At 55.9% G+C, this 14,035-nt stretch carries 10 protein-coding genes and 9 pseudogenes; 6 read left to right on the top strand and 13 right to left on the bottom strand.

The features are described from left to right. Positions 1-588 precede the first annotated feature (588 nt). Both AC6I8M_RS20140 and AC6I8M_RS20135 read right to left on the bottom strand, forming a co-directional pair. The gene (locus AC6I8M_RS20140) at positions 589-1,236 is read right to left on the bottom strand and encodes a hypothetical protein (protein WP_022547328.1); all 648 of its coding nucleotides are present in this window, start codon (positions 1,234-1,236) and stop codon (positions 589-591) included. A 244-nt stretch (positions 1,237-1,480) separates the two neighbouring features. Further along, positions 1,481-1,840 carry a hypothetical protein gene (locus AC6I8M_RS20135; RefSeq protein ID WP_022548105.1) on the bottom strand — a complete coding sequence of 120 codons (360 nt, stop codon included), beginning with the start codon at positions 1,838-1,840 and terminating at the stop codon, positions 1,481-1,483. A gap of 42 nt (positions 1,841-1,882) precedes the next feature. On the opposite strand from AC6I8M_RS20135, the pseudogene AC6I8M_RS20130 reads away from it, so the two are divergent. Beyond that, positions 1,883-2,062: pseudogene (locus tag AC6I8M_RS20130) on the top strand (RidA family protein); the annotation flags it as partial. A gap of 235 nt (positions 2,063-2,297) precedes the next feature. On the opposite strand, the gene AC6I8M_RS20125 reads toward AC6I8M_RS20130, so the two are convergent. Continuing rightward, a complete protein-coding gene (locus AC6I8M_RS20125; protein ID WP_010618040.1) occupies positions 2,298-3,227 on the bottom strand; it encodes an AraC family transcriptional regulator in 930 nt (309 codons plus the stop codon). 99 nt (positions 3,228-3,326) lie between these two features. Between AC6I8M_RS20125 and AC6I8M_RS20120 the strand changes: the two genes are divergently transcribed. Next, positions 3,327-4,073 carry an SDR family oxidoreductase gene (locus tag AC6I8M_RS20120; protein WP_010618041.1) on the top strand — a complete coding sequence of 249 codons (747 nt, stop codon included), beginning with the start codon at positions 3,327-3,329 and terminating at the stop codon, positions 4,071-4,073. Here AC6I8M_RS20120 and AC6I8M_RS20115 read toward each other — a convergent pair. Beyond that, a pseudogene (locus tag AC6I8M_RS20115) lies at positions 4,070-4,500 on the bottom strand (nucleotide triphosphate diphosphatase NUDT15). The gene AC6I8M_RS20120 and the pseudogene AC6I8M_RS20115 overlap by 4 nt on opposite strands. A gap of 77 nt (positions 4,501-4,577) precedes the next feature. Further along, positions 4,578-5,707: pseudogene (locus AC6I8M_RS20110) on the bottom strand (MFS transporter). A gap of 110 nt (positions 5,708-5,817) precedes the next feature. Here AC6I8M_RS20110 and AC6I8M_RS20105 point away from each other — a divergent pair. Further along, positions 5,818-6,294, top strand: a pseudogene (locus AC6I8M_RS20105) (MarR family winged helix-turn-helix transcriptional regulator); the annotation flags it as partial. 87 nt (positions 6,295-6,381) lie between these two features. After that, a pseudogene (cybB, locus tag AC6I8M_RS20100) lies at positions 6,382-6,921 on the top strand (cytochrome b561). 122 nt (positions 6,922-7,043) lie between these two features. On the opposite strand, the pseudogene AC6I8M_RS20095 reads toward cybB, so the two are convergent. The 5 genes and pseudogenes from AC6I8M_RS20095 to AC6I8M_RS20075 form a co-directional block, all read right to left on the bottom strand. Next, positions 7,044-7,310, bottom strand: a pseudogene (locus tag AC6I8M_RS20095) (methyl-accepting chemotaxis protein); the annotation flags it as partial. After that, positions 7,295-7,441, bottom strand: coding sequence for a hypothetical protein (locus AC6I8M_RS20090; RefSeq protein WP_022548101.1), 147 nt, complete (start codon positions 7,439-7,441; stop codon positions 7,295-7,297). The pseudogene AC6I8M_RS20095 and the gene AC6I8M_RS20090, both read right to left, overlap by 16 nt. 460 nt (positions 7,442-7,901) lie before the next feature. After that, positions 7,902-8,231 carry a YebG family protein gene (locus tag AC6I8M_RS20085; protein WP_498013581.1) on the bottom strand — a complete coding sequence of 110 codons (330 nt, stop codon included), beginning with the start codon at positions 8,229-8,231 and terminating at the stop codon, positions 7,902-7,904. 77 nt (positions 8,232-8,308) lie between these two features. After that, the gene (locus tag AC6I8M_RS20080; RefSeq protein WP_010618046.1) at positions 8,309-9,103 is read right to left on the bottom strand and encodes an SIR2 family protein; all 795 of its coding nucleotides are present in this window, start codon (positions 9,101-9,103) and stop codon (positions 8,309-8,311) included. Then, on the bottom strand, positions 9,100-9,660 hold the full coding sequence (locus tag AC6I8M_RS20075; protein WP_010618047.1) for a non-canonical purine NTP pyrophosphatase: 561 nt from the start codon (positions 9,658-9,660) through the stop codon (positions 9,100-9,102). Before AC6I8M_RS20075 ends, AC6I8M_RS20080 begins: the two co-directional genes overlap by 4 nt. A 488-nt stretch (positions 9,661-10,148) precedes the next feature. On the opposite strand from AC6I8M_RS20075, the gene AC6I8M_RS20070 reads away from it, so the two are divergent. Both AC6I8M_RS20070 and AC6I8M_RS20065 read left to right on the top strand, forming a co-directional pair. Further along, positions 10,149-10,361 (top strand): hypothetical protein, encoded by a 213-nt coding sequence (locus AC6I8M_RS20070; protein WP_318285242.1) that lies wholly within the window; start codon positions 10,149-10,151, stop codon positions 10,359-10,361. Beyond that, complete coding sequence (locus AC6I8M_RS20065) at positions 10,303-11,310, top strand: putative bifunctional diguanylate cyclase/phosphodiesterase (RefSeq protein ID WP_010618049.1); 1,008 nt, start codon at positions 10,303-10,305, stop codon at positions 11,308-11,310. Before AC6I8M_RS20070 ends, AC6I8M_RS20065 begins: the two co-directional genes overlap by 59 nt. Positions 11,311-11,430: 120 nt before the next feature. Here AC6I8M_RS20065 and AC6I8M_RS20060 read toward each other — a convergent pair. From AC6I8M_RS20060 to AC6I8M_RS20050, 3 pseudogenes are all read right to left on the bottom strand, one after another. Continuing rightward, a pseudogene (locus AC6I8M_RS20060) lies at positions 11,431-12,272 on the bottom strand (ABC transporter substrate-binding protein). Between the two features lie 68 nt (positions 12,273-12,340). Then, positions 12,341-13,115, bottom strand: a pseudogene (locus AC6I8M_RS20055) (amino acid ABC transporter ATP-binding protein). Next, a pseudogene (locus tag AC6I8M_RS20050) lies at positions 13,099-14,025 on the bottom strand (amino acid ABC transporter permease). The pseudogenes AC6I8M_RS20055 and AC6I8M_RS20050 overlap by 17 nt, the downstream one beginning before the upstream one ends. Positions 14,026-14,035: the final 10 nt, after the last annotated feature.

Genomic DNA, 14,035 nt, shown 5'->3' with positions numbered 1-14,035 from the left:
AAACCGTAAGGTGCGCATTGATGCGCACCAGGTTAAACAGCGCACGCAATGATCGATGCGCACATACATAAAAAAGGCAGCCAAATGGTGATAGGACGTGAGATATTTAAAAGGGAAACGTGCGATAAATGTGGATCTACCTGGGACAAACTGGATCTATCTGGGACGGGTGAGGTAATTAAGTTTCACATAGTGAAACAGAAATCAGTACTCAAATCGACCGATTATTGAAATCATGTTGCTGCTTGAAGTCGTATCCGGTTCAGTCAGGAGAAGAGCCTGATGGCTTTCCTGCTGTAATTACTTTTCAGTATGTGAAAGAGAAAACAGAATCAAAATCACCTGCCATTGCATCTTTCCTCAACGATAATCTAGAATCTCGTTTGCTAGTACATCGATTCTTATACTACGTGAGGAAAGTGCAATGAGTAATAACAAAGACCAGAGGCATGACCGCGTTGACTACTCTGACGACTCCAAAGGTATGGTGACGATTGTTTTCGACAAAGATACGCTTCGTAATGAGAAAACAGACTCATCTTCTAAACCAGTCACACCACCGCCATCCAGACCAGCCCGACAATAACGTTACTCTTCAGGGAGAACCCTTGCCTCTTTGAACCTGGTTCTCCTTACCTGTACCCGCGCTATCTGATCCGCAGGGACATAAGTCGCCAGTGCTCCCCAGGTTTCATGCAGTACATCACTGCATGCTTTCCAGTCTGTGCTGCCAGCCGCTTTTTCATGGGTTACATAGAGCAAAATGTCTTTTTCGTTTCCCAGAACAAAGCATCCGCATGGTTGCCCTTCAAAGTGGCCAGGTGCTTCCGACAAAAGCGTTGAGCCATTTTTCAGGTAAACATAGACTTCCGAAACATAGTAGCCACGCTGGTCAAACATCCTCTGCCAGGCAGAGTGGGTGCTGTCAGACCACGATATATCATATTTCCGCAGGAGGCCATACATCCATTTCTTGCCGTATTTGCGCCAAACCGAACCTGCAATAAAAGCAGAGATAACAGCCGGAACAGATGCTATGTAGGTGTTGAACCCCAACCACACTGCTGAATGATAAAGCCCGGCGGGTAAAAGACAAAAGACCAGGGTCGTAAACGTGATATCAACAGGCTTATGGTGCTGTTTCAAGCCAACATTGGCAATAAAATAACCGATGTAGCCAGAGGCCAGTGTTACCAGAGTTGCCCAGGGCAGATTCAGCAGCGATGCCTCTATCATTCAATCCTCCTTCGCCTCGTGTTGCCAGGACTCATTAGTGCTTTCTCGCAGAACATTCTTGTATACATATGGCAAACAGACTAGTAAACACCTTTAATGACGTTGAGGATTTTACCCTCATTGCACAACAAGTGATGAATCGAGCATATGAAATATTCTTCTATTGTCTGGTTAGCATTAACCCAATACTCACTATCTGGTGTACAGGTTATGTTTTTCTCTCCGACGTTTCACTGTGTGAAACTTAATTACCGTAACCTGTCCCAGATAGATCCAGTTTGTCCCAGGTAGATCCACATTTATCGCACGTTTCCCTTTTAAATATCTCACGTCCTATCAGATTGATCAGTAAAGTGTTCGGGTCGAACTGCGTATTAGGGTTAACAACGTTACCCTGCAGCGTATAGCGATTACCGTCAGCGATGGCGACGCGGGCATCAGACCCGTTGAGGTGAATACGCGTCGCGGCATCACTGATGGCGCAGGCGCCATCAGTGATGTTCAGCCCGCTGGCAAAGCTGGCGATGTTCAGCGTCGCGCCGTGGGTATCAATGTCGGTGCCCGCGCCGCTGCCGTACACGCCGGTAGCAAACGGGCTGTTCATTGACAGAGTCAGGCCGCGCCCGTCAAAATCCGCGCCCTGTTCGACGCGAAAAATCTGATTAAAGTGACGATTTTTATCACTTCATTCACCGAAATAAATGCATTGCGCGACGTGCTTTACCGGCATTACGGCGAACACCTGCCCGCCAGTTCATTGGTGCAGATTAGCCAGCTGTTTTGCCCCGATCTGAAAATCGAAATTGAAGCAATTATCGCTCTCTGATGAAGTTGTAATTCTTTGTTTTAATGATGCTTTGATTTAAAACGATTCTTGTATGGTCGTCTGCGGCCCACGCAAGTATTTCCTGGTCACCATAAATGGCGCCCCTGCCGGGTAACGGCACGGTTTGTAGGGTGCGCATTTATGCGCACCGGCATTATCAGGGTAATTTTTAAACTGAATGGCATTGCACGCTTTATGGCGACCCATCTTACGCTGGCCGCCACTCCGGGCGTGATTAACTTATCCGGGCGATTGCTGGCTCAGCCTCTGCGGTGCCGTTGCGCCGTTCCGCGCCAGCGAAGCCGGTCGGCGTCTGGCCGGTGAAACGGGTGAAAGCGATGCTAAAGGCGCTGGCAGAGCGGTAACCCACCCGTTCAGCCACGTCGGCCACTGACAAGCGACTGCTGCGCAGCAGATTTTTCGCCAGCGCCATGCGCCACGTCAGCAGATACGCCATCGGAGCCATGCCCACTGCATCGCGAAAACGTACGAAAAACGCCGAGCGCGATAGCGCCGCGTGTTTCGCCAGCTGGGGCACCGTCCAGCCATGGGCAGGCCTGGCGTGGATGGCGCGAATCGCCCCGGCCAGTCCCCGCATCACGCCAAGCGATGCATTCGCCGCTGGCATTGCGCGCAGCGCCTCGATCAGCAGTAATTCCAGCAAACGTTCCAGCACGATCTGCCGTGCCGGACGCTGTGCACGGCACTCATCCCTGACCAGCTGCACCAGCGTGGTCAGGCGCGATGCGCCACGCACATGAATAAACTGTGGCAGTAACGAGACAATCAATCCCGCGTCGGGTGCGGCAAACTGGCAGTAACCAATCAGCGTTTGTACCTCGGCTGGCTGCTGCCGATCGCCAAGCCACACTTCGCCCGGCGCAAGCATCTCCGGCATAGAATCAGGCGCATCTGCTGCCGGTGGCTGCTCGCTGGTCATGCAAAACTCCCACGCAGCCGGAATCAGGACAAAGTCCCCCTGCTCAAGGGCAACCGGAGAATGACCTTTCATTTCCAGTCGGCTGCGCCCCTCCAGCACCACGCAGTAAAACGGCTGGCCAGTCTCACTGCGCTGCACACGCCATAATCCATTGGCACGCGCGCGCTTGGAATAAGCCGCCTCGGGCTGTAACAGTGACACCATTTCGGCGAGCGGATCGATCATAATGGACTCCTACAAATGAAACTAGGACTGTACGTTGTAGTGAGTCCGGTAGTGGCACTTTATAGTGAGCTCTTACCCAACGCAATGCAGGAGTGAACAATGAAAACCATTTTAATCACCGGCTGCTCTTCTGGTTTTGGTCATGCTACTGCGCTCTGGTTTCTGGAGCGCGGCTGGAAAGTCATCGCCACCATGCGCACCCCGCGCGCCGAACTGTTTCCTGAATCCGCCCATCTGCGCCTGCTGCCACTGGATGTCACCGATGCCGCCAGCATCAGGCAAACGCTGGCTGAAGCAGGAGAGATTAATGTGCTTGTCAACAATGCCGGCATCGGATTATTAACCTCGCTGGAAGGCGCGCCAATGTCCTCGGTGCGGGAGGTGTTCGAAACCAACACGCTGGGCACCATCGCCATGACGCAGGCGGTAATACCGCAGTTCCGTGCGAAAAACAGTGGCATGGTGATCAATGTGACCTCGACGGTGACGCTGAAATCCCTGCCGCTGCAGGCGGTTTATACCGGCAGCAAAGCGGCAGTCAACGCCTTTACCGAGTCGCTGGCGCTGGAACTGCAACCCTTTAATGTTCAGGTGAGACTGGTATTGCCCGGGCTGGCACCCACCACCGACTTCGGCAAAAACGCCCGGCCGCGCATGGAAAACACCTTGCTCGAGCCTTACCAGCCGATGTTTGATGGCATTATCGCCGGTATGCAGCAGCCCCAGCCAACCACTAAAGCACAGGACGTTGCCGCTGCCGTGTGGCGTGTCGCGACCGATCCCGCCGCACCGATGCGCATCCCGGCCGGAGAAGATGCGGAAGCCTCGATGAAGCAATACGGTTAGCGATGTTTAACCTGGGCCAGTGCCTGCAGTGCTGCCAGACCGTCGCGCGCCAGCCAGCTTTGCAGCGGGGCAAACAACGGTTCAGGCAGCGCCTCAGGCGCGAACCAGTGCCAGCCTGCGCACTTATCCGGTTCCCGCAGCTGCGGCTCGCCGCTGGCGTCCGGCGCCACCATCAGCAGCGTAATATAGTGCCGGTTGACCGCCGGAAACACATCGCTGACGAAGGCGCCGTTGTGTACGCTGTGCAGCTGTAAACCGGTCTCCTCCAGCACTTCCCGCTGCGCACAGGCTTCCGGTGATTCACCAAACTCCAGATGGCCGCCCGGCGCCGACTAGTCACCGGCACCGTGTCTGCCTTTCGCTGGCCGAGCAACAGCTTGCCATTGCGGAAAATTAATACGCCAACACCGACCTGCGGGGACATCATTGCTCCTGATTTATCGATCCTCACACTCTGCACGGTTTATAAAGCAGCGTATTCCGTCTGACAATGATTTCCTGCCGTTATCGCTGGGGTTTGAGTCGCAGCGCCATCAGCATCAGTATCAGCACGCCAGCCGCCATTATCTGCCACGCGCTGTCGAGCGATGCTGCGCGGTCGCGCACGATGCCGGCCATCAGCGGCATCAGCGCGGCCAGCATATAGCCGCCGCCCTGCACGAACGACAGCAGCGCAGTGGCTTCTTCCGGCGTACGGGCATGATCAAGCGTGACGATCAGCGATAGCGGAAACAGCGCACCGATCCCCAACCCCAGCAGCAGCGTCGGCAACCAGGCGCGTTCGCCGCCCAGCCACAGCAGTACGATCAGCCCCAGCAGGATTGAAGCCAGCACCACCAGCGGCAGCGATGAATCAGCGCGGAGAGCATAAATCCGGCGGCGACTTCGGTCAGGGTTAATGCGCCCAGCACGTAGCCGCTCTGCGCCGGCAGCCAGCCGTATTGCATGTAAAATGGCGGCAGCCACGCCAGCACCAGCGTGTAAGCACCGGTGCCGATGCCAAAAAACAGCATCAACAGCCAGGCGCGCCGCGTGCGGTGTACGCCGCCGGCCGGTGGCGTGTTTACTCTCGTGGTCACAGGCTGCAGACGCAACCATAATATTAATGCGATCAGCGCCGGTAGCGACGGCAGCATCAGGGCGATTGTCAGGCTGGCATGGCTGGCGAGCGGCGCGGCGCTGGCTGCGGCCACTGCGGCTCCGGCCATAATACCGGTGGTGAACAGTGCCATTAGCGTACCGGCACACGATGCGAAGTGACGCTTGATGAGCGCGGGCATCAGCGCCTGGATCAGCCCGATGCCGATGCCGGCCAGCAGCGCGCTGGCGGTCAGCATGGCGGCGCGGTGATCAACGCCACGCGCGCCACCCGCGAGCACCAGCACTATCAGGCCAGCGGCAATGCCGCGCGTCTCACCCAGCCTGCGCAGCAGCAGCGGCCCGGCCAGCGCCGGCAGCCCCATCATAATGACCGGCAGCGTCGTCAGCAGGCTCAGCTGCGTTGAACTGAGCCCTGCATCGTGCTGCAGTTGCAGGAACAGCGGTCCGATGGCCGCCATCACCGGACGCAAATTCAGCGCCATCACAAAAACCAGTAAAGCAAACAAGCCAACAGCAGGTAAGGTACGATTCACATTCTGTCTCTACACGCCAAAGTATCTTAACGCTAAGATACTTTGCGGAAGAACGATAGCGGGTGCGCACAAAGCAGCACATTGCCCGCCGTGAACTGATGAGAATTAACATGACTGACCACGTAGATTTTGTCGTTGCGCAATGGGCCAGCGCGATGCCGGAGCTGGACGCCTCTTCTATGGCGATTTTTGGCCGCATGCTGCGCCTGATGAAGCATCTGGCGAAAAAGCGCGCTGAGGCGCTGGCTCCCTTTGGTTTTCGCGACGGCGAATTTGATGTGCTGGCTACGCTGCGGCGTGCCGGGGCACCTTACCGGCTGTCGCCCACGCAGCTCTACAAATCGCTGCTGGTCACCTCCGGTGCCATGACCAACCGGCTTAACCGGCTGGAAGAAGAGGGATTGATTGCGTGTGTTGCCGATGCCGATGATAAGCGCAGCATGCTGGTGACCCTGACGCCAGCCGGCCTGACGAGGATTGAGCAGGCGCTGCAGGTGCATACGCAAACGCAGAACGCGCTGCTGGCCACGCTGGACGATCGGCAGCAGCAGCAGCTTGCCGCCCTGCTGCGTCAGCTGTTGCAGGCAGCCGGACAGGATGTGGCAAAAAATGAATTAATTCAGCGCGTTTTTCGCTATGTTAAGCATCCCACACCGTTTATTTTCGGACTGGCTATGCGTAACAAATATGCCCCTGCGCAAATCTTTATTCACTGGCTGACGCTGGTACTGGTGGCCACCGCTTACTGCACCATGGAGTTTCGCGGCTTATTCACGCGCGGATCCTGGCAAGGCTACACCATGATCGTCGGACATTTCAGCGCCGGCAGTCGTGTGCTGTTGCTGATGCAGTCACGCATTGTGCTGCGTTTTCGCCATCGCAGCCCGAAAATCGAACCCCAGCCGCCGCACTGGCAAACCGGACTGGCGCATCTGATGCATCTGGCGATCTATCTGTTCTTTATCGTGCTGCCGATCCTCGGCATTCTCTCGCGCTTCTACATGGGCCGTAACTGGTGGATTTTCGCGATTCCGATGCCGGTCAGCGCCAGCCCGGATCCGGACTTTGCCGATATGCTGAGCGACTGGCACGAAACCCTCGCGCCTTAAGGCTACTGGCTGATTGGCCTGCACGCGGCGGCTGCGCTGGTGCATCATTATCTGATTAAAGACAACACCCTACTGCGCATGATGCCGTCACGGCGAAACGGATGAAAGGAAAGGAATAAGACGGTCGCCAGACGTGGCGACCGTCTTGATTTACGCAGCGTGCCTGCGACCTGTCACGGACCTCAGCTGAGGTGAAAACGTCCCACGGTATGCGCCAGCTGTGCCTCCTAGTCTTCCAGCGAACTGGCGGCGGCTGACATCTGCTGGACCAGCGCGGCGTTCTGCTGGGTAGTGCCATCCATCTCGTTCACTGCTATCGTTACCTAGCTGATGCCGCGCGCCTGCTCGTCTGACGCGATAACAATCTCGCCGATAATGGTGCGCACCGAGTTCACCGCCTGCGTCATCTCCTGCATGGTTTTACCGGCATCCTGCACCAGCTGCACACCGCTGCCGACGCGCTGCCCGGACTCCTCAATCAGCGCAGCGATTTTTGCTCATTGCTGGACTGCCAGCTGAGCACGCCGATAGTCACGGCGAAGCCTAGGGTGATGGTTAAGGCGCCCGTCAGCAGCATTTGTGTGCGGGTGCTCATTTTTTTCTTATTAGATACGGTTGTGGCCATGTCGGCGCTCCTGGTGTTGACACTTTATTACTGAAAAAGAATCATGCCCTGTGCACCTGCATCCCTGTAATCACTCTATCGGCGCACAATCCGGGAACTTGATGGCATGGCAGGTCCGATCAGAAAACCATCAACAGCTGTTGCTACTTTGAGTCGCCATTAAAAATGCTAAGACGATGCAGTAAAAAAGAGGGAATTTGATCTGGCGCAAGATCGCCACTTCGTTGTGCTGTCAGGTTATTGCGTACGGGCGCAACGCGCCGCATAACAAGAGGAATGCAACATAGCAGGTAAATTGAGTCTGGCAGGGTTAATGGTGGTCTGGCTGGTGTATGTGGCGTGGATGGTCAGTTACTACTCAGGCACCTTCTCTCTTTTCACGCACTGATCCTTTGCACGATTCTCGGGCCAGCACAGAGGCTGGCCCGGATTCAGCAGCGCAAAGCGAACGCGCTGTTCCTCAGGCGGCTTTGACCGCACACACCTTCTTCTCTTTTTCCGGCGCAGCCGTATCGCTGTCGTCAGCAGCGGTTTCGCCGCTGTCTTTCACCGCGTCCGGCAGTTTGCTGGTGCGCAGAATGTGTTGCACCGCGTCTTTCTGTTCGGCCAGCAGCATACCCAGCGCTTCGGCCTGGGCCTCATCCATTGCTGACTGATGTTGCTGCAGCCAGTCGGTGAACGCGTCGGTCATATCGAGTATTTTGTCCCATGCATCTGCGTTTTTTTTATTGGCAAACGTCATCTTCTCTTCACCCTTTCTGACCACAACATATTTGGTTTCGACTGCCATGATGCACCCCATTCACTGTGTTTATATACAGTATGTTTCATTCAGCTTTTTTTAGCCAACGGTTTTCTGCTCGCCGTTTAAGCCAGCAGCTCTTCGAGGAATGTTGCCAGCGCTTTGCGCGGATCGTCCTCTTCAGACACGATCATCTCAATGCCCCACTGCCCCAATACCTCTTTCGCCACCGGATTATTGCGGTTGGTGAACAGGTAGGATTTAGGCCGTGCGGTCGCCAGTCCGGTGCGGCCCCACATCTTTGTCAGGCGATAAAACAGCAGACGGATATTGAAATCGCTGATGCTGTAGCCAACAAACAGCACGGAGTTACCCATGACGTCATGGGTCAGTTTGATATCCAGCGGCGAGTCAAAATAGAGCCGCTCGAAGTAGCTGCTCTCATCCAGAACGATGGATGTATCATCGTCAAAATCGCCATGAAGTTTAATAATATGGCGCTTATCTTCGGTCAGCGACACCAGATCAGCAGCGTTAGCGACCTTACTGTACGGCACGTTGTGCGCTTCATGCGCCATCTCCAGCCAGCGGTCGTAATTGGTGGTGTAGATACGCGAGAAATTGCCTTGGGTGATCATGGTGTGGATTTCAGAGCTGCGCACATCGATGTCCGGACGGTGCCACTCGCGATCCATCCAGCTGCGCAGCGGGCCGAGCGAGCCTTTGCGCTGTTTGTAATACTCCGCCAGCGACAAATGGGTGCCGTAGGTATTGAAGATTTTCGGATCGTAGCCCAGCTCATTAGCCAGATGCGCAATCAGCTCGTGCCACTCCGGCAGTCCGAGATTGCGTGAGATGCCCGCACCGGCGAACAGAATCAGTTTGCCGGCATCGTAAGCGCGTTTGAGTTCCGGTTTCATGCCAGTCCCCGCGAAGTTTTCAGAAAGGTGGCAAAGCGATCCAGCGCCAGGCGGCGCATCGAGATTTCGTTTTTCAGTTCGCCCATTTCAGCGAACGTCTGGGTGTGCCCTTCCGGGATAAAGACGCAGTCCCACTGAAATTCACGCGGCCCCGCCGGCTCCCGTGCAATGGTGCCGCGCAGCTGGCCTTCAAACTGGTACATTTTGCGCCCGTCACAGTAGCCGAGGACGGTTTTGGCGGTCACGCCCGGGCTGTCCAGCCCGTTCACCAGTTTGGTAAAGCGTTCCGCGTTCAGCCGGCTCCAGAAGATGCGCGTCAGTCCGGCTGGCAGGCCATTGAGTCCATCCAGATACAGACCGGTATGCTCGACAAATAGCGGGCGGCCAATGATTGAAAAGGCTTTAGTCAGTTTGTCACGAACCAGCTCAACCTCATTTTCGGTCTGAATCTCTTCAATACGGCGCGCAATGGGCACCACTTCGACACCCACCGGCTCAAGGATGGTACGCACCTCGGCCAGCTTGAGTTCATTAGCAGATAAGAAACGAATTTTCATTGCAATCAGTATGTTGAAAGTGGGTTAGTCCAACCTGGTGACGCGTATCCGGCTGCGGTTCCGGCTGTCATTGTCAGGCGCACCGTTGACGCGCCGGTCTGACATTCTACCCTGCGACTCCGTCACTGGCGAGGAGCAATCAAGTCGCACTGTGCGCGCCTTCGCCGGTATAGCGCATCGCTTATCGCTGGCTGCGTTAAATATTGCGCCTGAATGCGTTGCGCTATTTGACGCCGCTTATGTCAAATATAAAAATCCGCGCTTAACGCGCAAATAATCTGAAAACAATTATGACAGTCGTCTCGCTTAAATATATTATGTGGCGTTTACACCTTTACGCGTCATGACAATAAAAACCGGAACCGTTTATGAACCCTTTGTTGAGTTCAGCCTAGTCGCGCATCAGTAATCTGCCCTTCATTCTGCAGGGTGATAGCCCGGAAAAAAAGCTCCGCCTGACGCTGCTGATTGCCGGCGTCGCCAGTATAGTGCTGGGGGGCTACATCATCATCGGCGCCTTCAGCGACCGGCTGGAGCGGCACCTGGCGGTCATTACCCATGCGTTATTATTTACCATCATCGTGCTGTTGCTGGTGGATAATCATCACGCTGCCGGCAAGCGTTCAGAATATAACTATCCTGGTGGCCTTAATCATCGGTTCGGCACTGGTGTTGCGCCAGCAATCCTTTTATCTGAGTAAAATATTTCCGCTGCTGTGCCTGCTGTGTTATCTGTTTTTTGTCACCACCGGTTTGACCTGGGAAAATAATCGTTTCCATCTGAATATTCCGCAGGAAGCCGTTTTTACCGTTTTCAATTGTGCGGTGCCGGTGACGGCACTGCTGTCGACCGTGTTTACCTATGGCGGCAATTATTCCGCCACCGATCTTATCAAGCGCGAACTCGCGTCCGCCATCGAGCGCCAGCAGCTGGAGCTCTATTCTCAGCCGCAGGTCGATGGCGACAAAAACCTCATCGGTTTTGAAGCGCTGCTGCGCTGGAAGCACCCGGAGAAAGGCTTTATCTCGCCGGAGGTGTTTATTCCGGTAGCCGAAAAAAGCGGGCTGATTATCGATATTGGCAAGTGGGTGCTGGAGCGCATGCTCCAGCAAATCGTCGAGTGGGATCGCGTGCTGCGACTGCCTCCGCTGGTATTTTCCATCAATATCAGCCCGCTGCAGTTGATGCACCGCGACTTCACCCATGACACGCAGCTGACGCTGTCACAGTATAAAATCCGCCCCGAGCGGCTGAAGTTTGAAATTACCGAGACCACCTTTATTTACGATCAGCAGCGCATTGGTGATGTCATCAACCACTTCAGCCTGTTAGGGATTAAGTGGGCGATCGACGATTTCGGCGTCGGCTACTCTTCGCTTAAGTTGCTCAGTGATTTCGCTATTGATGATATTAAGATTGATAAATCCCTGATCATGCACATTTTTGAAAACGAATCGGCGGCGATTGTGGTGCAAAAGACCATTGAGCTGTTGCGCGCGATGGGCCTGAACGTGCTGGCGGAAGGGATTGAGAGCAAGGAGTATTTTGAGCACCTGCGCAATAAGGGTTGCCATTTATTCCAGGGCTACCATTTTGCCCGCCCGCTGCCTGCCGCCGAAGCATTGCAGTGGATTAAAAAAGCAGGGTAAATCGGGCGGGCATTTAATTTTTTAGCCGGTGCGCATGAATGCGCACCCTCCGAAAAGCCCGTGCGAACTATAGGGTCGCCATTTATGGTGACCACCCCGCGCGCGCCTGACCACCCCGCCCTAATTCTCCTGATAAACGATGCCCGGCGGATTAACCTGCGAAATCTCCACCGCCTCGCCCTCTTCACCCCATCTTGCCAGCACCTGGCGGTACTGGCCGCCAGCAATAGCGCCGTTGATCGCCTGCTGCAGCGCGACGTCCAGGCCATTGCCCTTCTTCGTGGTGACCGCCACCCAGGCGCGAAACGGTCCGTGTCCGACAATTTTGTTTGCCCGCGCGAAGCCACTTTCCACGCAGCCATGGCCTGCGGGCCAAATGATGCATCGGCCCGGCCAGAGAGCAGCGCCAGCGTGGCGGAGGCATCATCGTTAAGATAAATCGGCTGCACCGGGGCCAGGCCCTGCGCCCGATTTTTCTCATCCCAGCTTAGTAATATTCGCTCCTGATTTGTACCGGAACCCACGATAATCCGTTTGCCGGCCACGTCTTCCCGGCGACGAATCGCGCTGATTTTACTGTCCGCTTTCACCGCGAAGGCGTGGTTATCCGCGCGATAGGTGGCGAAATCAAACTTCTGCTTGCGCTCCTCGGTCACCGCAATATTAAACATTGCCACATCATAGCGCCCCGCCGTGATGCCCAGCGGCCAGTCTTCCCACGCCGCCGGCACCAGCCTGAGTTTCAGACCGAGGCTGTCTGCCAGCAGGCGCGCAATGTCCGGGTCGCTGCCGATCAGCGTTTTATTATCGGACGCCCAGAGGCCAATCGGCGGTGAATTATTGGCTGAGGTGGCAACGGTTAAATAGCCGGGGTGAACAAAATGAAATCCGGCGGGGATCTTCGCGATCGCCTGCGGATTGGCCGCCATGGTGATCGGCGTTTCGTTATGACTGGCGTCCAGCTGTTACGCGCCTGTCGCGGGTGCCGCCAGCACCGCACCCGCCAGCGCGACTATTATCACTTGCTTCATTACAGCACCCGGGCGAGGAAACGTTTGGTGCGCTCATGACGCGGCTGATTCAGCACCTGCTGGCTGCTGCCCTGCTCAACCACGCGCCCGTCAACCATAAACACCACGTTATCCGCCACTTCGCGCGCAAAGCCGATCTCGTGCGTGACAATCACCAGCGTGGTGCCGGATCGCGCCAGTTTTTTAATCACATCCAGCACTTTGCCCACCAGTTCCGGGTCGAGCGCCGAAGTCGGCTCATCAAACAGCATCACGCGCGGGTTAAGCATCAGGGCACGCGCAATCGCAATGCTCTGCTGCTGGCCGCCAGAGAGATGCCGCGGCCAGGCATCGGCTTTGTGCCGCAGGCCGACCACATCCAGCAGCTCACCGGCGCGACAGCTGACGATGGGCAATCGGCGCTTCAATCAGATTTTCCAGCACCGTCAGATGCGGAAACAGATTGAAGTTCTGGAACACATAGCCGACGTTGATGCGCTGCCGCAAAATCGCCTTCTCTTTCAGCTCATAGAGTTTATCGCCGCGCCGCTGGTAGCCGATGTAATCACCATCGATCTGAATAAATCCTTCATCCACGCGCTCCAGATGGTTGATGGTGCGCAGCAGCGTCGATTTGCCAGAACCGGACGGCCCGAGGATCACCGTCACCGAACCGGGAGCCAGCTCAAGCGACACATCATCCAGCGCTTTATGCCGGCCAAAAGTCTTGCTGACGCCGGTAATACTGATGGCGCCGGTGGTATGCAGATAGCGGTGATCAATGGCTTCTGACATGAGACAGCTCCTCGTTGACGGCAGGGTTCACGCTGCGGTTGCGCCACTGGCGCCAGCGCGAAGGTTGCGGTTCACGCGTGACGCTGCGTGCCAGCCAGCGCTCGACGCTGTGCTGCAGCAACGACAGTACGGTGGTGATGATCAGATACCAAGCGGCTCCGACCATCAGCAGCGGGATCACCTGCTGGGTACGGTTGTAGATCATCTGGATGGTGTAAAACAGCTCGGGCATCGCCAGCACATACACCATTGAAGTGCCCTTGGCGAGGCTGATTATCTCATTAAAGGTGGTGGGAATAATCGCGCGCAGCGCCTGCGGCAGAATGATGCGAAACGTGCGGCGCGACGACGATAATCCCAGCGCCGAAGCGGCTTCAAACTGGCCGTGATCGACGCCAAGAAACCCGCCGCGAATAATCTCAGCGCTATACGCGCTCTGCACCAGCGTCAGGCCAATCACCGCCGCCGGGAACTGGCCGAGCACGTTGATGGTCTGGAAGTGCCCCCACTATAGGGGGGTGAATGGAATACCGAACGACAGCGTGTCGTACAGGTACGAGAAGTTATACAGAATAATCAGCACCACAATCAGCGGCAGCGAGCGAAACAGCCAGATATAGCCAAACGCCAGCGTGCTCAGCAGCCACGATGACGAGAGCCGCGCCAAGGCCAGCAGGCCGCCGAATATCAGACTCAGCAGCGTGCCGCACAGCGTCAGCAGCAGCGTTTGTCCTAGGCCATTGAGGATCACCGGATCTAAAAACCAGCGGGCAAACACGCTCCACTCCCAGCGTGGATTAAAGGCCACGGAATCGATCACCGCCGCAAGGATAAACAGCGCGATGATGGCACCGACGGTACGCGCCGGATAGCGTGCCGGCACAACGGTCAAAGGTTGTTGCTTACTCATGGTGGCTCTC

This window comes from Type-A symbiont of Plautia stali (assembly GCF_059731155.1).
This window is presented reverse-complemented; position numbering and strand designations above follow the sequence as displayed.